Genomic DNA, 19602 nt, shown 5'->3' on the forward strand with positions numbered 1-19602 from the left:
GGAACAACATTCGGTTGAGATGCCGATATTCGAACCTGAATCTGCTCCACCATCTCGGGTGGCGTCAAGCGCGGCCGGTCGACTTGGACCTACCGAGAACGGCGGGCTCGGGCCAATGATACCGAATCACCGGCCGGTCGCCTCCCCCGGGAATGGCGTGCCGGCTGCGCTCGGCGATCACGCCGCCGCGCCGCTCGTAGAAGCGGCGGGCCGGTTCGTTCTGCTCGAAGCACCACAGGTAGATTCCTGAAGCGGGATGGAAACGCAGGGACCACTCCGCCGCGGCGCCGAGCAGGTCCGTCCCCAGGCCTCGCCCCTTCGCCGTGGGCAGGACATGGAGATTGTCGATCAGCGTTCCCCAGCGCTCATCCTCCGCCCCGACCGCGCAGACGAAGCCGAGCGGTTCGTCGGCCTCCTCGGCGATGAGGGCGGTCACGTGCGGATGATGCGGCCCGAGGCGGCCGGTCCAGGTTTGCAATCGGTCCTGCTCGATCGGGCCGGCGAGGAAGTCCGGATCGAGGATGCCCCGATACGCGCTCCTCCAGCTCGCGGTGTGGATCCGGGCGAGCAGGGCCGCGTCGGCGTCGGTGGCGAGTCTCATCCGCATGACACTGTCTCCGGACGGAGTACGACATCCGCAACGGCCGGGAGCCGTCGCGGATCGGGTCAGGTCGGCTGGGGTCCGGCCGGCGCGGCCACGGCCCCGCCCGGCCGGAACCGCCGGTCGTAATCGACCGCGTACAGCGCGCTCTCGCGGAACTCCGTCGCCCCGAGCGCCGGCCCGACGAGGATCAGCGCCGTGCGCTCCAGCCCCGCCGCGGCGGCCTTGGCCGCGATGTCTTCGAGCGTCCCGCGCAGGACCCGCTCGTCCGGCCAGGTGGCGCGGAACACCACCACCGCCGGGCAGTCGTGGCCGTAATGCGGGATCAGCTCGGCCGCCACCGTCTCGATGACGTGGATCGACAGGTGGATGGCCAGCGTCGCCCGCGTCGCCGCGAAGGCGGCGAGGCGTTCCGTGCCGGGCATCGCCGAGGCGCGGCCGCTGGTGCGGGTCAGCACCACCGATTGCGCCACCTCCGGCACCGTCAGTTCGCGCCCGAGCACGGACGCGGCGGCGGCGAAGGAGGGGACGCCGGGGGTGAGGTCGTAGGGGATGCCGAGCCGGTCGAGGCGGCGGGTCTGCTCGGCGACGGCGCTCCAGATCGAGAGATCGCCGGAATGCAGCCGCGCCACCTCGTGGCCGGCCGCATAGGCCTGCCTCATCACGTCGATGATCGCGTCGAGGGAGAGGGGCGCGGTGTCGACGATCCGGGCGCCGGGGGGGCACCAGGACAGGATCTCCGGCGCCACCAGCGAGCCGGCATGGAGGCAGACCGGGCAGCGGGCGATGAGGTCGCGGCCGCGCACCGTGATGAGGTCGGCGGCCCCGGGGCCGGCACCGATGAAGTGGATCATGACGAAAGGGCGTCTCCGCTGGCGGCGAGCGCGCAGGTGGCGCCCGCCGAGGCGATGCGGGGCAGGACGAGGCGGCCCTCGGGCCCGGACGCCGCGAGGGCCGCGGCCTCGGCGAGCGAGCCGATGCCGCGCAGGGCCTCGATGCGGACCGAGCGGGTGACCACCCGGCGGCCGGCCTCGCGCAGGGCCTCGACCCCGATGGCGACGAGCGGCACGCCGAGGGCTTCGGCCGCCGCGCGGATGGCCGGATCGCCGGCGCGGTCGGCGGCCGTGGCGAGCGCCGCGATGTGCGCGCCGGGCAAGTCGGCCTGGCGCAGGCCCTCCGCCACCAGCCCCAGGATCTCGTCGGCCGCGGTGGCATGGCGAAAGCCGATGCCGGCGACGAGGGCGCGGGGCGCCGCCCTGGCGGGCGTGCGGGCCGGGCCGTGCAGGAGCGGCGGCGGCGGGGCGCTCCCTGGGACCCGCGCCTGGATGATCGCGGGCGTCACGGCTTCGTCAGCGCCCATTGGGTCACCGGCATCGCCGGGCGCCAGCCGGTGAGGTGGCCGACCGGCTCGGCCCGGGCGACCGAGAGGCGCCGCAAGGTGCCGCCCCGCTCGGCGTGGCAGCGCAGCAGCAGGGCCTCGCTCTCCAGCGTCACCGCGTTGGCGACGAGGCGCCCGCCCGTCGGCAAGGCGTCCAGGACCGCCGCGACCAGGGCCGGATCGGAGACGCCGCCGCCGAGGAAGGCCGCGTCCGGCGCCGGCAGGCCGGCGAGGCTCTCGGGCGCCCGGCCGACCACGACCCGCAGGTCGGGCACGCCGAGGTTCAGCGCGTTGCGGCGGATGCGGGCGGCGCGCTCCTCGCGCGCCTCGACCGCGACCGCGCGATTCGCCGGGTGGCGAAGGCACCACTCGATGCCGATCGACCCCGAGCCGGCACCGACATCCCACAAGAGCTGGCCGAGGCGGGGGCGCAGGGCCGCGAGGGTGACGGCGCGGATCTCCGCCTTGGTGAGCTGGCCGTCATTCTCGAACCAGGCATCGTCGAGGCCGGGCGCGAGGGGAATCACCCGGGCATCCGGCTCGGCCGCCACCTCGACCGCCACGGTGTTGAGCGGATCGATTCCAGCCTCCGCGAACTCCGCCGCCGGGGCGGTGCGGCGGCGCTCGCGGGGACCGCCCATCGCCTCGAGCACGGTGAGGCGCGAGCGCGGGAAGCCGCGCGCGGCGAGCAGAGCAGCGAGTTTCTCGGGCGTCGAGCCGTCCCATGACAGGACCAGGAGCCGGGCGCCGGGCTGGAGATGCGGGATCACCCGCTCCAGCGCCCGCCCGTGCAGGGTCACGCAGGCGATTTCGGCGAGCGGCCAGCCGAGCCGCGCCGCCGCCAGGCTGAAGGCGGAGGGTTGCGGAAAGGCCGCGATCTCGTCTGCCTGCACCAGCCGGGCGAGTTCCGCGCCGACGCCGTAATGGAACGGGTCGCCGGTGGCGAGCACGCAGGTCGGCTGGCCGCGCCGGGCGAGGATCGCCGGGTAGGCGTCGGAGAGCGGGCTCGGCCAGGCCAGGGTCTCGGCGCAGAGCGGCGCGGCAAGCTCCAGGTGGCGCCGTCCCCCGATCACCAGCCCGGCCCGATCGAGGGACGCGGCGGCGGCGGGCGACAGCCCGGCCCGGCCATCCTCGCCGATCCCGACGACGAACAGCCAAGGAATCGAGGACGACCCGCGGGCGCTCGACAGGGACGGCGCCTCAGGCGACAAGGCGGCCATGCGCATCCTCATCCTGGGCGGCACCACCGAGGCCGCGGGCCTGGTCCGGCTGCTCGCCGACCGGACGGATTTCGACATCACCCTGTCGCTCGCCGGCCGCACGGCGGCGCCCCTGGCGCTCCCGGCCCGCACCCGCATCGGCGGCTTCGGCGGGGCGCAAGGGCTGGCGGCCTACCTGCGCGAGCACGCAATCGCGGCGCTGATCGACGCGACCCACCCCTTCGCCAAGGTCATCTCCCGCAACGCCGCCCTGGCGAGCCGCGCGGCGGGCGTGCCGCTCCTCGCCATCCGGCGCCCGGCCTGGGCGCGGGAGCCCGGCGACGACTGGCGCGAGGTCGACAGCGTGGCCGAGGCCGTGCCGGCCCTGGGCGCCACGCCGCGCAAGATTTTCCTGACGGTCGGCCGGCTCGAACTCGCCGGCTTCGCGGCAGCCCCGCAGCACCGCTACGTCGTGCGCACCATCGAGCCGGTCGGCGACGCGCTGCCGGGGCTCGACGTGACGGCGATCGAGGCCCGCGGCCCGTTCGGCGCGGCGGAGGAGGAGGCGCTGATGCGCCGCCACGGCATCGAGGTTCTGGTGACCAAGAATTCCGGGGGTGAGGCGACCTACGGCAAGATCGCGGCGGCGCGCGCGCTCGCGCTCCCGGTGGTGATCGTGCGGCAGCCCGTGCTGCCGAACGTGACCCGCGTGGATCGAGCCCGCGACGCCCTGGCCTGGCTGGAGGCTCATCGGGCGACCGACCGCGGGGTGTAGACGAAGGGCGCCCGGCCCTCCCGCGGGATCAGCCGGGTGGCGCTCGCGCCGATCATCACCAGGGTCGCCATGTCGGCTTGTGCCTCGCGCGCCTCGGCGAGGGGCAGGACCCGGATCGCCTCGTCCGGCCGGCCGACGGCGCGGGCGAGGATCACCGGGGTGTCGGGCGCGCGGTGCTCGGCGGCGAGGGCGAGCGCCGCGCCGAGCTGCCACGGGCGGGCCCGGGAGATCGGGTTGTAGAGCGCCACCACGAGGTCGGCCGCCAGCACGGCGTTGAGCCGGGCGGTGATGACCTCCCAGGGCTTCAGGTTGTCCGAGAGCGAGATGGCGCAGAAATCGCCGCCGAGCGGCGCGCCCACGCGGGCGGCCGCCGCCAGCATCGCGGTGATGCCGGGCTCGACCGTGATGGTGAGCGACCGCCAGGCCGGATCGCCGGCCTCCAGCGCCTCGAAGAGCGCCGCCGCCATGGCGAAGACGCCGGGATCGCCGCCCGACACCACCGCGACCCGGCGCCCGGCGGCGGCGAGTTCGAGGGCGTGGCGGGCGCGGTCGACCTCGACCCGGTTGTCGCTGGCGTGGCGCACCAGCCCCGGCCGCTCCGGCACCCGGGCGACGTAGGGAAAGTAGCCGATCAGGTCCTCGGCCCCGTCGAGCGCCTGGGCGGCGGCCGGCGTGAGGTAGCGCGGATCGCCCGGCCCGAGGCCGATCACCGTGACGGATCCGTTCACGGCCGACGGCCCTCGCCCGGGACCAGCACCATCGAGAAATAGGGCGCCTGGTCGTCGGGCTTCTCGGACAGTGGCGTCACGGTCTCGCCCGCCATGGTGCCGCGCTCGACATAGACCGCGCGGCCGATCAGTCCGGCCTCGGTCAGCGCCGCGCGCACCTTCGGCAGGTGCCGCCCGAGCTTCATCACCACGGCGGCGTCGGTCGTGCTCAGCCGCGCGACGAGGGTCGCGTGGGGCAGGGTGGCGGGCAGCACCGTCAGCACGTCGTCACCCCAGGTGATCGGGGTGTTGGCCCGGGTCCAGCAGCCCGACATGCCGGTGACGCCCGGCACCACCTCGACCGGGAAGCGGTCCTTCAGGCGGCGCCAGAGATGCATGAACGAGCCGTAGAAGAAGGGATCGCCCTCCGACAGGATCGCCACGTCGCGGCCGGCGGCCAGCACCTCGGCGAGGCGCGTCGCCGCCTCGTCGTAGAAGGCGGCGAGTGCCGAGACGTAGGCCGGGTCCTCGGGGTGCAGCTCGGTGGTGTAGGGATAGGGCAGCGGCCATTCGCGGGCGGCATCCCGCACCACCGCGTCGGCGATGGTGCGGGCATTGCCGCGCTTGCCGGCCTTGCAGAAATGCACGAGGTGGTGGGCGCGCTCCAGCACCCGCACCGCCCGCACGGTGAGGTAATCCGGATCGCCCGGCCCCATCCCGACGCCGTAGAGCGTGCCGGTGACGGCGGCGCGCGGCGCGTCGGCGGTCTCGGCCGGGTCGGGGGGCAGGAAGGCGGAAGGCCCGTCCATCACTCGACCTCGCTGGCCAGCGCGTTGACCGCCGCCGCCGCCATGGCACTGCCGCCGCGCCGGCCGCGCACAACCAGGAACGGCACCCGGCCATCCGCCGCGAGGGCATCCTTCGATTCGGCCGCGCCGACGAAGCCGACCGGAATGCCGATCACCGCGGCCGGCGGGGCCACGCCCTCGTCCAGCATCTCGAGCAGGCGGAACAGCGCGGTCGGCGCGTTGCCGACGGCGACGATCGAGCCGGCGAGCCGATCGCGCCACAATTCCATCGCGGCGGCGCTCCGGGTGGTGTCGAGGGTCTTTGCCAGCTCCGGCACCCGCGGGTCGGAGAGGGTGCAGATCACCTCGTTGCCGGCCGGCAGGCGGGCCCGGGTCACCCCGTCGGCGACCATGCGGACGTCGCACAGGATCGGGGCGCCCCGGCGCAAGGCGGCCTCGGCGGCATCCGCGAAATCCGGCGACAGGTCGATATCGGCGGGCAGGTCGGTCATCCCGCAGGCATGGATCATCCGCACCGCCACCCGCTCGGCGGCGCCGTGGAAGCGCGCGAGGTCGGATTCGGCGCGGATCATGGCGAAGGAGCGCGCGTAGATGGCGGCGCCGTCGCGGATGTAGTCGAGGCGCGGGTTCATGCGGGCTCCCGGAATGCGTCTCTCAGGCCCGAGGGGTCATCAAGAGTGGCGGTGATTCGTGTGCTCTCTAGCCGCTCCAGGACGGCGCCGAAAGTGAGCAAGAGGTCGGTCGGCGTCCCGGCGTTGCCGTCGAGCACCACCCCGTAGCGGCCGTCCGGCCGTCCGACCAGGGTGAGGCTGGCAGGGCTCGGACTGGCGCAGCCCTTCGGGCAGCCGGAGACGTGGGCGGTGGCGCCCAGCCTGGCCAGATGCGCGAAGGCCGCGGCGAGGCGGGGCGCGTGGCCTTGCGCCGGCGTGCCGCCGGAGGCGCAGGCCGGCGCACCCGGGCAGGCGGCGACGGCGCGCCGCGGATCGCCGGGATCGACGATCAGGCCGGCGGCGGCGGCCGTTTCGCGCAAGGCCGTGGCGTCGCTGTCGTCGCGGGCGGTCAGGGCGATGCCCCGGCCCGGCGTCAGGGCGAGATGGCCGTCGCCATGGGTCTCGCTCCAGGCCGCGAGATCCTCCAGGAGGGCGGCATCGCAGCGGCCGAAGGGCAGTTCGGCGAGGAGCGTGCGGCCGTGCAGGCCGGCGGGCACGGCGACGCTCGCGGCGGGCGCCTCGCCGGGGACGAGATCGGCCAGGAGGGCGTCGCGCTGCGGATCGGGGAGGGCGCGCATGCGACGGGCGCCCGAGGCGGCGAGGGCTTGCAGCAGGGTGCGCAGGGTGGCGAGCGCGGTGGGCGCGGGGATCGGCGCGAGCCAGAGCGGGCCGGACGGGGTGGCGAGGGCGAGCTGGAGTTGAGGCAGATCCCTGTCTCTCACCCGATCCAACACAAGCCTAGAGCCGTGTTTTATCCCACTGACCGCTGAAGGCGTGCACCTCTCCTCCCCCTTGTGGGGAGGAGTTGGAGGTGGGGGTGGTGCCGGATAAGGCTCAGTGGTGCCTCCTGCACCAACCCCTCCCCGCAAGGGGAGGGGGAGGAGCCTGAAATCCGCACCCAAACATCCGCCTCGACCGGCCCGAGCCCGCCGCCGTCGTCCTCCACCGCCACCAGGGTCTTGGCCGGCAGCCCGGTCACCGCGCGGCCGATCGCCTCCACGGCCGCGACGACGGCGAGGCAGGTCGCCCCCGCGAGCGGCGGGCTGAGCGTCAGCCGCTGGGCCCGCCGTCGTGGCGCACGTCGCCGAGGCCTGCCGCGGCCAGAATCGCGACGACCCGCCCGTGGCTCTCCTCGGTCACGCCGCGGATCTGGAGGTTGCCCCGCGCCGTCACGTCGAGGAGGCCGTTGCCGCCCTCCCGCGCCGCCCGCGCCGCCGCCCGCGCCTGATCGGCCGTGAGCCGGCCGGCGACCGGATGGAGGCGCACGAGCAGACCGTCGCCGGTCGGCATCGGCCGGGCGAGGCCCGGGCACCACCCGCGCCGGGGAGCCGGGTTCACGGCGCTCATTCGGCCGCCTCGCGCGGCTCGAGGGCGGCGAGCGAGTTGCGCCGGCTGCGCCACAGGCCGCGGTCGCGCAGCTCCGAAAAGCGGTCGCGCAGCGCCTGCGCGACGCCGGGATTGGCCGCCTCGATCGCCGCCAGCACGTCCGGGTCGCCGAGATAGGCATCGTAGAGCCGGTCGATCTCGGCATCCGGCACCGCGTCGGTGGCGGCGGCCATCACGAAGACCGCGTCCAGCCCTGCGCCAGTTCCTGCGCCCCGCGCCAGCCGTGGCGGAGCTGCGCGGCGATCCAGCGCGGATGGGCGAGGCGGCCGCGAATCAGCCGGGCCACGTCCTCGCGGGCGGTGCGGGCCCGGGGCGCCTCCGGGCGGCTGGTGTCGAGGCTGTAGAGCACGGGCGCCGCGCCGAGCGACTCGGCCGCCGCGGAGAAACCCCCCATCGCGTCGGCGCCGGCATCGCCGTCGAGGAGGTCGCGCTCGGCGACGTCGAAGGCGTGGAGATAGGCATCCGCCGCCGCGACCCGGGCGGCGAAATCGGCATCCTCGGCGCCGGTCGCCTCCGCGGTGGCCTCGAGATAGGCGCGGGCGAGGTCGTCCCGCCCGCTCCACTCCCCGTCGAGGGCGAGCGCCGCGGTGCCGGCGCCGTAACGGCCGGGGGCGGCCCCGAACACCCGGGCCGGTGCCTCGCCGCGGCGGCGGGCGGCGGCGAGCGGGTTGTCGGCATCGTCCTCCTCGCGCGACGCGACCATGCGGGCGGCGCGGTCGAGGAGGGCCAGCGTGTCGGGGAACGTATCGCGGAAGGCGCCCGAGACCCGGACCGTCACGTCGATCCGCGGCCGGTCGAGGAGGGCGAGCGGCAGCACCTCGAAGCCGGTCACCCGGGTCGAGGCGTGGTCCCAGGTCGGGCGCACGCCCATGAGGGCGAGCGCCTGCGCCACATCCTCGCCGCCGGTGCGCAAGGTGGGCGAGGCCCACAGATCCATGATGAGGCGGGCCGGATACTCGCCCTCGTCCTGGAGGTAGCGGCGCACGACTTCCTTCGCCGCCGTCTCGCCGAGCATCGCCGCGGCCCGGGTCGGCAGGGCGCGGGGATCGAGGGTCGCGAGGTTGCGGCCCGTCGGCAGCACGTCGGCCCGGCCGCGGCCGGCGAACCGGCGGGGCCCGGGGGCACGAAGCGGGCATCGAGGGCGGCGACGAGCCCCGCCCGCTCGGCCGGTCCGCATTCGGGTGGGCCTCCGGTGACGCGCCGAAGACGTGCAGCCCGTCGCGCATCGTCACCTCGGCGAGGTCGCACAGATGCGCATCGAGGGCGGCGAGCGCGTCCGGCATCGCCGTGTCGCGGTCGATCCCGGCGGCGGCGAGCAGCCCGGCCCCCTCGGCCCGCTCCAGGATGCCGCGGGCGATCAGGGTCGCCCGGCGCGGGTCGAGCACCGTCGCGGCGGAGTATTCCTCCACGAGTTCGCGCAAGGTCGCGGCCTCCGGGTCGAGGCCGGCTTCCGCCGTCTCCGGCGGCAGGTGGCCGATGGTGACGGCGCCGATCCGGCGCTTGGCCGGCGCCGCCTCGCCGGGATCGTCGACGATGAACGGGTAAATCACCGGCAGGGCGCCGACGGCGAGCGCCGGCCAGCAGGCGGGCGAGAGCGCCACCGCCTTGCCGGGCAACCACTCGGTGGTGCCGTGGGTGCCGAGATGGATCAGCGCATCGCTTCCTTCGCGCAACGCGAGGTGGAAAGCGAGGAAGGCGTGGCACGGCACCGCATCGGGATCGTGATAGGCCGCCTTGCGGTCGCCCTTGTGGCCGCGATCCGGCTGGAGCGCCACGAGCACGTTGCCCGCCCGAACGGCCCGGAACCGGAGGGCGCCGTCGCGAAACGCCGGATCGTCGCCGGGCTCGCCCCACTCGGCGAGGAGCGCCGCGCGGGCCTCTTCCGGGAGCCGGGCGCGCCAGGCCTCGTAGGCGCCGAGCGGCACCGCGAGGCTCGGGACCTCCTCGGTGAGCCGGCGCATCAGGGCGTCCGGCTCCGGGATGTCCGAGACGGCGTAGCCCTCGGCGGCGAGAAGGGCGAGGATCGCCCGCGTGCTCGCCGGGGTGTCGAGCCCGACCGCGAAGCCGGCCCGCCCGCCCCGGGCCGGGTAATCCGACAGGACCAGGGCGAGGCGGCGCTCCGCGCGCGGGATCGCGGCGAGGCGGGCCCAGGCGGCGGCGCGGTCGGCGGTGGCGGCGATCCCGGCGAAATCCGGCACCGCCCGGCGCTCGCGAAACCCCTCGACCTCCGGCGCCTCCTCCTTGTGGGACACCGGGAAGCCGGAAATGCGCCCGTCGAATTCCGGCAAAGCCACCTGCATGGCGAGGTCGGCGGCGCTGAGGCCCCGACGAGGCCGCCCAGGCCTCCCGGCTCGACCCCACGGTGAAGGCCTGGATCACCGGGCAATCGGCCCCATCGAGGACGAAGCCGGCATCGTCCCGGGCCGAGAAGGCGGTCGCGGCGACGATCACGGCGGGGCGCTGCACCGCGATCGCCTCGCGGACGACCGATACGGCTTCCGGATCCTTCAGGCTCGCCACCGCCACGATGGTGGGGGCCAGCCCGCGCTCCCACAGCGCCGCCGCCAGCGCGGTGGCGGGGGCGGTGTCGCCGCCGAGGATCGCCGAGCGGTAGACGAGCACGAGCGCGCGGGGCAGGACCGCGCACGGGACGGGCGAGGCCGCGCCGACGGAGTCGAGGGGGCCGCAGCCCGGGCACCAGGCAAAGCCCCGCGGCAGTGCCCGGGGCGGCTCGGGCTCGACCGGGCGGCCGAGCTCGGCGGCGATCCGGACGAGGAGCCGGCGCAGGTTCTCGGTCCCGCCGGCCCGGACATAGCCGTCGAGGGCGTCGCGCAAGCCGGGCGTCACCGTCGAGATCGCGGCGAGGCGGGGATCGGGACGGTCGCAGCCCGGCAGCACCGCGAGCGGGATGCCGTAGGCCCGGCAGGTCTCGGCCAGCCGCTCGAGCCCGTAGCGCCAGTAATCGAGCCCGCCGAGGCAGCGCACCAGCACGAAGCGGGCCCGGGCGATCACCGCATCGGCGTAGAGATCGACCGAGAGCGGGTGGCGCAGCTGCGCCATCTTGGCGAGCCGCAGGCTCGGCCACTCGACGCCACTCTCCCCGCCCGTGAGCGCCGTGTAGGCGCCCGCGAGGCCGGCGAGGTCCGAATCGGTGAAGGACAGGGCGACGATGTCGCCGGGCGCCTGGCCCAGATCGATCGCCGCCTCGCCCTCGTCGAGGGACACCGTATCGATGCGCAGGAGATGCATCGGCCCTCAGGTCCCCGAGACGAGACGGGGCCGAACTGGAAACGCGACGCCGTCATAGATATCCGCCAGCGCCAGGCTCATGCCAAGCTCCGGCAGGTCGATCGTCTGGTCGAGCCCGGCAACGAGGCGGCGCTGCCAAGCGCCGTCCGCATCCCGCCGCCACTGGGCGATCTCGGGAGCGTTCGGCTCGACGAGCAGGATCACCGCGAGACCCGCGACCGCCTTGTACTCTTCCAATTTGTCGAAAGCGTCGAAGTCTCGCGTCGAGGGCGACAGCACCTCGGCGACCAGACGCGGCTCCGCCGCCGTCAGCCCGTTCGGATCGCGCGAACCGCAATCCACGCCGAGATCGGGCCGGCGGATCTGGCCCGGCAGGGTCTCGACGCTGCCGTCACCCGTGAAGGGCCGGCACGGGGTGCCGCGCAGCCGGGTGCGGAACTCCGCCACGAGGTTGACCACGATGTCGTCATACACGTTGCGGGCGCTTGGCCTCATCCGGACCGGCACCCCGCCGACCAGCTCGTAGCGCTCGTCCTGGCGCTCCTGCCAGGCGAAGAACTCCTGCACGCTCCAGCGCCGCGCCGCGGGCTCCGACATGCGATGCCCTCCGGGGCTTGGGGTTTTCATGCACAGATCGACGTGATGCCGACGATATGGCCTCGGCCGGCCCGACTTGAAAGCATAGCGCGGGCTCTCTCCTCTCCCCGCAGGCGGGGAGAGGGCCGTGTCTCCGTTCAGGAGACGCGGCAAGCGGAGGCGAAAGCCGCAGCGAGGGTGAGGGGGTATGTCCGGAGGAATCTCATTCGTCGAGCCCCCTCACTCTCGCGGCGAACCTCCCGGTTCGCTGCCGGACTTCCTGAGCGCCTTCGAAGCTCAGGCCTCTCCCCGCCCGCGGTGAGAGGGGAAAATCAGCGCCACGTCCCGTCCACGGACAGCCCTGCTGCCCGCCGGGAAAGGACGAGGCCGCTCGATGCCTCAGCCCTTCAATGCCGCCGCCACCGCATCCTTGTCGAACCCGGTGAGCCCGATCACCACCAGCGTCCCGTCCCGGTGCTCGTCGGGGCGCCAGGGGCGGTCGTAATGGTGGGCGACGCGGCGGCCGACGCCCTGGACGACGAGGCGCATCGGCTTGTCGGCGACGGCGCAGAAGCCCTTGATCCGCAGCACGCCCTCGACCTCGGCGGCCTTCGCCACCCGGGCGGCGAGGTCCTCGGGCGAGCCCGCGGCCTTCACCGGCAAGGCCACGCTCTCGAAATCGTCGTGGTCGTGATCCTCCTCCGTCTCGTGGTGCGACGGGCGGGAGGCGAGGTCGTCCTCGGCGGCGGCATTCAGGCCCAGCAGCACGCGGGGATCCAGCGCCCCGTGGGCGGTCTCGACGAGCTTGACGGCGCGCGGCAGGTGCGCCTCCACCTCGGCGCGGACGCGGGCCCGCTCACCCTCGTCGAGGAGGTCGGACTTGTTCATCACCACGAGGTCGGCGCAGAGGAGCTGGTCCTCGAACACCTCCTCCAGGGGGTTCTCGTGATCGACGCTGGCATCGGCGGCCCGCTGGGCGGCCAGCGCCTCCGGGTCGTCCGCGAAGGCGCCGGACGCCACCGCCGGGCCGTCCACCACCGCCACCACGCCGTCGACGGTAACCCGCGAGCGGATCGCCGGCCAGTTGAAGGCCTGGACCAGGGGCTTCGGGAGGGCGAGGCCGGAGGTCTCGATCAGGATGTGCTCCGGCGGCTCCGGCCGGTCGAGGAGCTTGTTCAGCGCCGGCACGAAATCGTCGGCGACGGTGCAGCAGATGCAGCCGTTCGGCAGTTCTACCACCGCGTCGGCGTCGCAGCCCGGGATGCCGCATTCGGCGAGCAGCGACCCGTCGAAGCCGACATCGCCGAACTCGTTGACGATGATGGCGAGGCGCCGACCGTCGTTGTGCTCGATGGCGTGGCGCACCAGCGTGGTCTTGCCGGCGCCGAGGAAGCCGGTGACGATGGTGCAGGGAATCTTGTTCAGGATGGTCATGCGGTCACCGGCGCGGGAGGGATGCGGGCGACGACCCCCTTGCGGAATTCCTGCGGACGCTCGCGCCAGGGCACGATGCCGTCCGGGGTCCCGGCATAGAGGCCGACGCCGTCGAGGATGATGTCGGCGGAGATCGCCGGATCGAGGTCGCCGTAGACGTAGGTCCAACGGCCGGGGCTCGCGACCGCGACCGTGCAGGGCCGCTTGCAGACCGAGAGGCATTCCACCGGCTCGATCCGGATCGGCGCTCCCGGCCGGGCCGCGAGGGCCTGGGCGAGCGCGTCGTGCAGGCGGGCGCCCGCGCGGGGACCCTCCGCCGGATCGGCGGCGTCGCGGCAGGTGGTGCAGACGTAGAGGGTCACGGGATCGGTCACGCGGTCACCCCGCTGCGGCGCACCGCGTCGTTCGCCCCGCTCACCGCCTCCCAGGCCCAGCCGAAGGCGAGGCCGAGCACCGCCCAGAAGGCGAAGCCGATGGCGAGCGACCGGGCGGCGAACTGCGCCGCGAAGACCGGCGGCATCGCGGAGATTTCCTCCGGCCCGTGCGGAGCGCCCCAGACATGCGGCGCGACGATGAGGGCGAGGCCGAGGCCGATCGCGACCGGCCCGCGGCGGATCGCCACCAGGTAGAGGCCGATCGCCGTGGCGAGCGCCGTCGCCACCCACCAGAGCTGGCGCGATTCGAGCCCCGCCGCGGCGATGCCGGGCAGTTCCGGCGGCAATCCGATGGCCGGCGCGAGGCTGGCGGCGAGGAAGCCGCCGATGCCGAAGCGCAACGCCTCCGACGGCGTCACCGTGCGGCCGGTCGCGACCAGCACGGCCCCGAGGAGCAGCGCGTACCCGACGCCGCTCACCAGGGTGGCGAGCGCCGTGAAGGCGAGGCGCGGCAGGCCGGGGGCCGGCTGCCATTGCGGCTCGCCACCGTGGTCGTGGCCCGCATGGGCCAGGACGATCAGCGGGTTGGCCAGGGCGTGCCGGGCGGGGGCGACGGTCTCGGCGGTCTCGTACTTCTCCGCCGCAAGGATCAGCGGCGAGGTGAGGGCGAATTGCAGCGCGGAGGCCACGCATGCGGCCAGGAAGCCGGCGACCAGGGCCGCGGCGAGAAGACTTTTCGTCATGGGAGGGATCACCTGCACGACCAAAGGGCCGCGGGCCCGCGCCCGGTCAGGGCGCAGGCCGCACGGCCCGGATGGGTTCGGCCCTGGTCAGTGGCAGGGGAAGTTGGCGGAGTGGCGCCAGTCGTGCGCGGCGTTGTGCAGGGCGACCACCGGCGCGAAGCCGGAGACGAACAGCAGGCCGATGCCGAGGGTGGCCGCCAGGACGACGGCGCTCAGGCGCTCGCCGACGAGGGCGGGAGAAAGGGACCGGGTGATCGCGACCATGACGAGCTCCTGCCGCCCCACCGGCGGCGTCGAGAGAGAAGGGGGGACGGCAGGTCTCCTGGCTCGCGGCCTCGTGCCGGCCCACCGCCTTCCCGGATCGCTCCAGTGGCCGATGGCGGACCGTGTTCGACCGCTCACAGTTGCGGGGGCAGCCGCGGCGCGCCGGACATCCGGTTTCCGCGTTCCCTTTTCACCTCGTCGCCGAGGCACCGTCGTGGCGACCCTAGCGGGTCGGGAACGGGCTTGCAATCGATGCCGGCTGCCGCGACACCTCCGGGCCCAGCTTTTCGCATCAGGCTTTCGACCGAGGAGATGCCCGTGCCGGACCGGATTCGCGCTGCCCCGCGCCTGACCCTGGTGCTGGGCGGCGCCCGCTCCGGCAAGAGCCGCTACGCCGAAGGGCTGATCGAGGCGCAGCCGAGCCCCTGGCGCTACGTCGCGACGGCGCAAGCCTGGGACGACGAGATGGCGGCTCGCATCGCCGAGCACCGCGCCCGCCGCCCGGCGCCCTGGGAGACGGTGGACGCGCCGCGCGACCTGGCCTCGGCGATACGGGAGGCCCCGGCCGGACGGCCGGTGCTGGTCGATTGCCTGACCCTGTGGCTGACCAACGCGATGCTGGACGAGGCGGCCGACCTCGCGGCGGAGGTCGATTCCCTGATCGCCGCGTGCAAGGCGGTGCCCGGGCCGATCGTGCTGGTCTCGAACGAGGTGGGGTTCGGCATCGTGCCGGAGAATGCGCTTGCGCGCCGGTTTCGCGACGAGGCGGGCCGCCTCCACCAACGCCTCGCCACCATCGCCGACCGGGTGGTGCTGGTTGTGGCGGGCCTGCCGATGACCATCAAGGGAGACAGCGAATGACCGACGACGAGGCGGCGCGCCACCGCGCCAAGATGGAGAAGCGCAAGGCGGTGCAGGATGCCGAGGTGGCGGGAAAGACGATCGAGAAGGGCCTGCTCATCGTCCATACCGGCCCCGGCAAGGGCAAGTCGACCGCGGCCTTCGGGCTGATGCTGCGGGCGCTCGGCCGCGGCTGGCGGGTCGGGGTGGTGCAGTACATCAAGGGCGCCTGGGAGACCGGCGAGCGCTTCGCCCTGGAGCGCTTCGGCGATCAGGTCGCCTGGCACACGATGGGGGAGGGCTTCACCTGGGAGACCCAGGACCGCGACCGCGACGTGGCGGCGGCCCGCGCGGCGTGGGCGCAGACCGAGGCGCTGATGGCCGATCCGACCATCCGGCTCCTGATCCTCGACGAATTGAACATCGCGCTGCGCTACGACTACCTGCCGTTGGCGGAGGTCGTCGAGACCTTGAGCCGGCGCCGGCCGGACCTGCACGTCGTAGTGACCGGCCGCAACGCCAAGCCGGAGCTGATCGCCGCCGCCGACCTCGTGACGGAGATGGGCCAGGTCAAGCACCACTTCGCCGCCGGGGTGAAGGCGCAGGAGGGGATCGAGTTCTGATTGACGTGGCCGGCCGGCCCGGCGTAGAGGCTCGGCCATGACCAGCACCCGCCTCGCCGGACTCTATTACGCGCCGCTCCCGTAAGCGGCAGAGTGCTCGTCATCTCTCAACCGCTGCGACGTGTCGGCGGTTGAGGCTCCAGAACATCAGGACCCGCCGACCTCGCCCCATCCGAGGTCTCCCATGCCGTCCTCCCCCGTCCCGCTTCCCGCCCTCGGCCTGATCGGCTTCGGCGCCTTCGGCCGCCTCGTCGCCGCCCATCTGGCGCCGCTGTTCTCGCTGCGCGTCCACGACCCGTTCGCGCCCGATTCCGCCTTCGCGGCGGCCGGCCTCGCGCGGTGCAGCCTCGCCGAGGCCGCCGCCTGCCCGGTGGTGATCCTGGCGACCCCGGTCTCGACCCTCGCCGCGGTCGTGCGCGACGTCGCCCCCCACCTGCAACCGGGCGCCCTCGTCCTCGATGTCGGCTCGGTGAAGGTGCGGCCGGCGCAGATCATGCGGGCCGGCCTGCCGCCGGGCATCGACATCGTCGCCACCCATCCGCTGTTCGGGCCGCAGAGCGCACGGGACGGGTTGCGCGGCCTCAAGATCGCGGTCTGCCCGGTCCGGGGCGACAAGGCGGGCCGGGTCGGCGCCTTCCTGCGCCGCGCGCTCGGGCTCACCGTGATCCTGACGACGCCCGAGGCGCATGACCGCGAGGCCGCCGCCGTGCAGGGGCTGACGCACCTGATCGCCAAGGTGCTGGTGGCGATGGAGCCGCTGCCGACCCGGATGACCACCCGCAGCTTCGACCTGGTGATACAGGCGGTCGGCATGGTCCGGCACGACGCGCCGGAGGTCTACCACGCCATCGAGCGCGAGAACCCCTACGCGGCGGAGGTGCGGCGACGGTTCTTCGACCTGGCGGCGGAGATGGATGGGGCGTTGGAAGACGTTGAAACGGCAAGAGCCCCGGCTTGAGATCGACCCAAGCCGTTGTTCCACCCGCCGGGTCATTCCGGGGCCGCGCAAGCGGAGCCCGGAATCCAGAACCGCTGGTGGTTCAGGACGAAGCGAAGACCGTTCCGTCCTTTCCTGCAACGCCTGAGTTTCTGGATTCCGGGCTCCGCTTGCGCGGCCCCGGAATGACGCGGCGGGTGTCCGAGACGTCGGGAGCGAAGTCGGTCGGACTTAGCTCTCCGCCTCCTCCGCCGCCCGGGCGCGCTCGCGGCGCTTCTCCATGGCGCGGACCGACACGATCGAGGCTTCGTAGAGGAGCAGCATCGGCACCGCCAGCGAGAGCTGGCTGATCACGTCCGGCGGGGTCAGCACCGCGGCGGCGACGAAGACCAGCACGATCGCGTAGCGGCGGCGCTCCTTCAGGAAGGTCGAATCGATCAGCCCGATCTGGCCCAGGAGGGTCAGGATCACCGGCAGCTGGAACGCGATCCCGAAGGCGAAGATCAGCGTCATGATGAGCGAGAGGTACTCGTCCACCTTCGGCAGGAGCTCGATCGTGGCCTCGCCGGGCTGGCCGATCTGCTGCAGGCTGACCGAGAACTTGATCAGCAGCGGCATCGCCAGGAAATAGACGACGAGGGCGCCGAGCAGGAAGAAGACCGGCGTGGCGACGAGATAGGGCAGGAACGCCCGGCGCTCGTTGCGGTACAGACCCGGCGCCACGAAGGCGTAGAGCTGGGTCGCGACGACCGGGAAGGACAGGAAGCCGGCGCCGAACACGCTCAGCTTGATGTTGGTGAAGACCTGCTCGAGGAAGTGGGTCGCGATCAGCCGCGCCTTGTCGGCCCCCACCACCGCCACGTAGGGGTGGACGAGGATGTTGTAGATGTGCTGCGCGAAGAAGAAGCAGACGAAGAACATCACCGCGAAGGCGAGCAGCGACTTGATCAGCCGCGAGCGCAGCTCGATCAGGTGCTCGATCAGGGGTGCGCGCGAGGCCTCGATCTCGGCTTCATCGGCCTCGGTCATCATGCAGTGTGGCCCGTGCTGGCGGTGTCGTGGGAGGTGGCGGATGATGACGCGCTACGGGCGGCATCGGCCTTGAGTTGGGCGGTCGCCGCCGCGAGGGCCGAGATGGACGGCTTCTCGGCCACGGGCTCGGGAAGTGGATAGGCCGGCGGCGCGGCGGGATCGAAGGCCGGAGGCTCCGGCGGCACGGCGGCGGGCGTGTCGGAGGCCAAAGGATCCGAATACGAAGCCTCCGCGCCCGGCAAGCCTTGCGTCGTGGGCTTCGGCACGCCGTCGACGGCGCCCTTGATCTCGTTGCGGATGGTCTGGACCGGGTTGAACCCGGTACTCGTGGCCGAGGAGACGCTGCGGTTGATGTCCGCGACCTCGCGCCGGACGTCGTCGAGTTCGGCCTCGCGCATCGCCTCGCTGAACTGGCTCTGGAACTCGCCGGCCATGCGTTTCACGCGGGCGACGACCTGGCCGACGGTGCGCAGGGTCCTGGGCAGGTCCTTGGGGCCGATGACGACGAGCGCGACGCCGCCGATCAGCATCACCTCGCCCCAACTCATATCGAACATGGCGTGACGGCCCTGCTACTCGCGCGGCGCGATTCCTGGACTCACGCGGCGCGGCTCGTGAGCGGGCGCCTCGCGCGGGCTGTCTAGCACGCCGACGCATCGACGCCAGTCACCGCCGAGCAGGTTCCGCATGAAAGATGAGGACCTTGACGCCGGGATCCGCCGGTCGCGTCGGCGGCGACGAGGAGGGCGACCGGACGGGTCGCGCGCTCCTCCGCACGGGGATCGGGCCCGGGCGGGACCGCTCAGCCGACCTTGCGGTCGGCGTTCGGCTCGGTGCCCAGCGGCGGCATCTGCGCGGTCGGCACGTGAGGCTGCACATGGGTGGGCTGTACATGGGCGGGCTGCACGGCCGCCGGCGGCACCACCGGGGGCGGCACCTGGACCGGGGGAACCTGCGCATGCGGAACCTGCGCGGCCGGGGCCTGGTCGTCGTCGGCCATGCCCTTCTTGAACGCCTTGATGCCCTTGGCGACGTCGCCCATCAGGTCGGACACCTTGCCGCGCCCGAACAGCAGCATGATGATCACGCCGACGACGATCCAGTGCCAGATACTCGCGCCGCCCATGGTTCTCTCCTGCGCGGCGTCTGCATCGCCGCGGCACTCTCGCGGGGCGTCGTACGACGTCCCAAACCTCTGATTCCGCAGGCTCATCGTCGCCGTGGGGGCGGCCCGAGCGCGTGCGGTGCGGCCGGAACGTAAGGACGGCCAGAGGCGAAAACAAGCATTTCCTCGGGGGCCGGCGGAATGCCCCACCCGGGAATTCACTCCGCGGCGGCGTCGCCGGGGAGCGGGGGGCCGTCGATGGGATCCTCGTCGGCGCCGGCAGCGTCCCCCGGCTGCGGCACCCGGAAGCCGGCGGGCAACCGGCCCTCGAGCAGGCCGAGGCCCTTCAGCTCGTCGAGTCCCGGCAGGTCGGAGACGGCGTCGAGGCCGAAATGGTCGAGGAAGGCCGGGGTGGTGCCGTAGGTCACCGGGCGCCCCGGCGTGCGGCGGCGGCCGCGCAGCCGCACCCAGCCGGTCTCGAGCAGGAGGTCGAGGGAGCCCTTCGAGGTGGTGACGCCGCGGATCTCCTCGATCTCGGCCCGGGTCACCGGCTGGTGATAGGCGACGATGGCGAGCGTTTCGAGGGCGGCCCGCGACAGCCTGCGCGGCTCCGGCACGCCGCCCCGTAGGGCTGGAGCGAGGTCGGGCGCGGTGCGGAAGGCGTAGCCGCCGGCGACCCGCGCCAGCACGAGGCCCCTGTCCGCGTAGGCGCCGGCGATCTCGGCCAGCACCGCGCGCATGTCGGTGCCGGGCGGCAGCCGGGCGGCGAGGTCGGCCTCGGTGACGGGCGTGGACGCGCAGAAGATCAGTGCCTCGGCGAGGCGGACGGTGTCCGAGGGGGGCGGCGTGTCGGGCAGACG

22 protein-coding genes, 1 pseudogene and 1 riboswitch are annotated in these 19602 nt (G+C 73.7%); of the genes and pseudogenes, 4 read left to right on the top strand and 19 right to left on the bottom strand.

Going from position 1 to position 19602, the window contains the following annotated elements; genetic code table 11:
* Positions 1 to 64: 64 nt before the first annotated feature.
* Genes F1D61_RS10215 through cbiE form a run of 4 tightly spaced genes read right to left on the bottom strand, consistent with a single transcriptional unit; the run spans position 65 to position 3199 of the window.
* Entirely contained in the window at positions 65 to 607 is a 543-nt protein-coding gene (locus tag F1D61_RS10215) for a GNAT family N-acetyltransferase (RefSeq protein WP_203157741.1), read from the bottom strand.
* Between the two features lie 59 nt (positions 608 to 666).
* Positions 667 to 1455, bottom strand: coding sequence for a precorrin-4 C(11)-methyltransferase (gene cobM, locus F1D61_RS10220; RefSeq protein ID WP_203157742.1), 789 nt, complete (start codon positions 1453 to 1455; stop codon positions 667 to 669).
* Positions 1452 to 1961, bottom strand: coding sequence for a cobalamin biosynthesis protein (locus F1D61_RS10225; protein ID WP_203157743.1), 510 nt, complete (start codon positions 1959 to 1961; stop codon positions 1452 to 1454). Before F1D61_RS10225 ends, cobM begins: the two co-directional genes overlap by 4 nt.
* The gene (gene cbiE, locus F1D61_RS10230; RefSeq protein ID WP_203157744.1) at positions 1940 to 3199 is read right to left on the bottom strand and encodes a precorrin-6y C5,15-methyltransferase (decarboxylating) subunit CbiE; all 1260 of its coding nucleotides are present in this window, start codon (positions 3197 to 3199) and stop codon (positions 1940 to 1942) included. Before cbiE ends, F1D61_RS10225 begins: the two co-directional genes overlap by 22 nt.
* Between cbiE and F1D61_RS10235 the strand changes: the two genes are divergently transcribed.
* On the top strand, positions 3198 to 3953 hold the full coding sequence (locus F1D61_RS10235) for a cobalt-precorrin-6A reductase (protein ID WP_203157745.1): 756 nt from the start codon (positions 3198 to 3200) through the stop codon (positions 3951 to 3953). The two genes, cbiE and F1D61_RS10235, sit on opposite strands and share 2 nt — an antisense overlap.
* Here the strand turns inward: F1D61_RS10235 and cobJ are convergent.
* The 11 genes and pseudogenes from cobJ to F1D61_RS10290 all read right to left on the bottom strand — a co-directional run bounded on the left by cobJ (position 3926) and on the right by F1D61_RS10290 (position 14205).
* Entirely contained in the window at positions 3926 to 4681 is a 756-nt protein-coding gene (gene cobJ / locus F1D61_RS10240; protein ID WP_203157746.1) for a precorrin-3B C(17)-methyltransferase, read from the bottom strand. The two genes, F1D61_RS10235 and cobJ, sit on opposite strands and share 28 nt — an antisense overlap.
* Complete coding sequence (locus tag F1D61_RS10245; RefSeq protein ID WP_203157747.1) at positions 4678 to 5469, bottom strand: precorrin-2 C(20)-methyltransferase; 792 nt, start codon at positions 5467 to 5469, stop codon at positions 4678 to 4680. The genes cobJ and F1D61_RS10245 overlap by 4 nt, the downstream gene beginning before the upstream one ends.
* On the bottom strand, positions 5469 to 6101 hold the full coding sequence (locus tag F1D61_RS10250) for a precorrin-8X methylmutase (RefSeq protein ID WP_203157748.1): 633 nt from the start codon (positions 6099 to 6101) through the stop codon (positions 5469 to 5471). The genes F1D61_RS10245 and F1D61_RS10250 overlap by 1 nt, the downstream gene beginning before the upstream one ends.
* Positions 6098 to 6901 (bottom strand): hypothetical protein, encoded by an 804-nt coding sequence (locus F1D61_RS10255; protein ID WP_246775813.1) that lies wholly within the window; start codon positions 6899 to 6901, stop codon positions 6098 to 6100. Before F1D61_RS10255 ends, F1D61_RS10250 begins: the two co-directional genes overlap by 4 nt.
* A gap of 328 nt (positions 6902 to 7229) precedes the next feature.
* Positions 7230 to 7526 (bottom strand): hypothetical protein, encoded by a 297-nt coding sequence (locus tag F1D61_RS10260; protein WP_432443240.1) that lies wholly within the window; start codon positions 7524 to 7526, stop codon positions 7230 to 7232.
* Positions 7523 to 10814: pseudogene (cobN, locus tag F1D61_RS10265) on the bottom strand (cobaltochelatase subunit CobN). Before cobN ends, F1D61_RS10260 begins: the two are co-directional and overlap by 4 nt.
* A gap of 6 nt (positions 10815 to 10820) precedes the next feature.
* Positions 10821 to 11411 (bottom strand): Uma2 family endonuclease, encoded by a 591-nt coding sequence (locus F1D61_RS10270; protein ID WP_203157749.1) that lies wholly within the window; start codon positions 11409 to 11411, stop codon positions 10821 to 10823.
* A gap of 378 nt (positions 11412 to 11789) precedes the next feature.
* Positions 11790 to 12824: a cobalamin biosynthesis protein CobW gene (gene cobW / locus F1D61_RS10275; RefSeq protein ID WP_203157750.1), complete on the bottom strand. Its 1035-nt coding sequence runs from the start codon at positions 12822 to 12824 to the stop codon at positions 11790 to 11792.
* A complete protein-coding gene (locus F1D61_RS10280; protein WP_203157751.1) occupies positions 12821 to 13198 on the bottom strand; it encodes a DUF1636 family protein in 378 nt (125 codons plus the stop codon). Before F1D61_RS10280 ends, cobW begins: the two co-directional genes overlap by 4 nt.
* Positions 13195 to 13941 (bottom strand): CbtA family protein, encoded by a 747-nt coding sequence (locus F1D61_RS10285; protein ID WP_203157752.1) that lies wholly within the window; start codon positions 13939 to 13941, stop codon positions 13195 to 13197. The genes F1D61_RS10280 and F1D61_RS10285 overlap by 4 nt, the downstream gene beginning before the upstream one ends.
* A gap of 87 nt (positions 13942 to 14028) precedes the next feature.
* The gene (locus tag F1D61_RS10290) at positions 14029 to 14205 is read right to left on the bottom strand and encodes a CbtB domain-containing protein (RefSeq protein WP_203157753.1); all 177 of its coding nucleotides are present in this window, start codon (positions 14203 to 14205) and stop codon (positions 14029 to 14031) included.
* A gap of 31 nt (positions 14206 to 14236) precedes the next feature.
* Positions 14237 to 14434, bottom strand: a riboswitch (cobalamin riboswitch).
* Between the two features lie 83 nt (positions 14435 to 14517).
* On the opposite strand from F1D61_RS10290, the gene cobU reads away from it, so the two are divergent.
* The 3 genes from cobU (at position 14518) to F1D61_RS10305 (ending at position 16626) form a co-directional block, all read left to right on the top strand.
* Complete coding sequence (gene cobU / locus F1D61_RS10295) at positions 14518 to 15066, top strand: bifunctional adenosylcobinamide kinase/adenosylcobinamide-phosphate guanylyltransferase (RefSeq protein WP_203157754.1); 549 nt, start codon at positions 14518 to 14520, stop codon at positions 15064 to 15066.
* Positions 15063 to 15668 (top strand): cob(I)yrinic acid a,c-diamide adenosyltransferase, encoded by a 606-nt coding sequence (gene cobO / locus F1D61_RS10300; protein ID WP_203157755.1) that lies wholly within the window; start codon positions 15063 to 15065, stop codon positions 15666 to 15668. Before cobU ends, cobO begins: the two co-directional genes overlap by 4 nt.
* A 184-nt stretch (positions 15669 to 15852) precedes the next feature.
* Complete coding sequence (locus F1D61_RS10305) at positions 15853 to 16626, top strand: prephenate dehydrogenase (protein ID WP_203157756.1); 774 nt, start codon at positions 15853 to 15855, stop codon at positions 16624 to 16626.
* 210 nt (positions 16627 to 16836) lie between these two features.
* Here the strand turns inward: F1D61_RS10305 and tatC are convergent, their stop codons facing one another.
* The 4 genes from tatC to scpB all read right to left on the bottom strand — a co-directional run bounded on the left by tatC (position 16837) and on the right by scpB (position 19599).
* Entirely contained in the window at positions 16837 to 17637 is an 801-nt protein-coding gene (tatC, locus tag F1D61_RS10310; RefSeq protein ID WP_203157757.1) for a twin-arginine translocase subunit TatC, read from the bottom strand.
* Positions 17634 to 18194 (bottom strand): Sec-independent protein translocase protein TatB, encoded by a 561-nt coding sequence (gene tatB / locus F1D61_RS10315; protein WP_203157758.1) that lies wholly within the window; start codon positions 18192 to 18194, stop codon positions 17634 to 17636. Before tatB ends, tatC begins: the two co-directional genes overlap by 4 nt.
* A 245-nt stretch (positions 18195 to 18439) precedes the next feature.
* On the bottom strand, positions 18440 to 18763 hold the full coding sequence (locus F1D61_RS34045) for a twin-arginine translocase TatA/TatE family subunit (protein WP_246775815.1): 324 nt from the start codon (positions 18761 to 18763) through the stop codon (positions 18440 to 18442).
* Positions 18764 to 18960: 197 nt separating this feature from the next.
* Positions 18961 to 19599 (bottom strand): SMC-Scp complex subunit ScpB, encoded by a 639-nt coding sequence (gene scpB, locus F1D61_RS10325; RefSeq protein ID WP_246775952.1) that lies wholly within the window; start codon positions 19597 to 19599, stop codon positions 18961 to 18963.
* Positions 19600 to 19602 lie beyond the last annotated feature (3 nt).

This window comes from Methylobacterium aquaticum, assembly GCF_016804325.1.
GTDB classification, from domain to species: domain Bacteria; phylum Pseudomonadota; class Alphaproteobacteria; order Rhizobiales; family Beijerinckiaceae; genus Methylobacterium; species Methylobacterium aquaticum_C.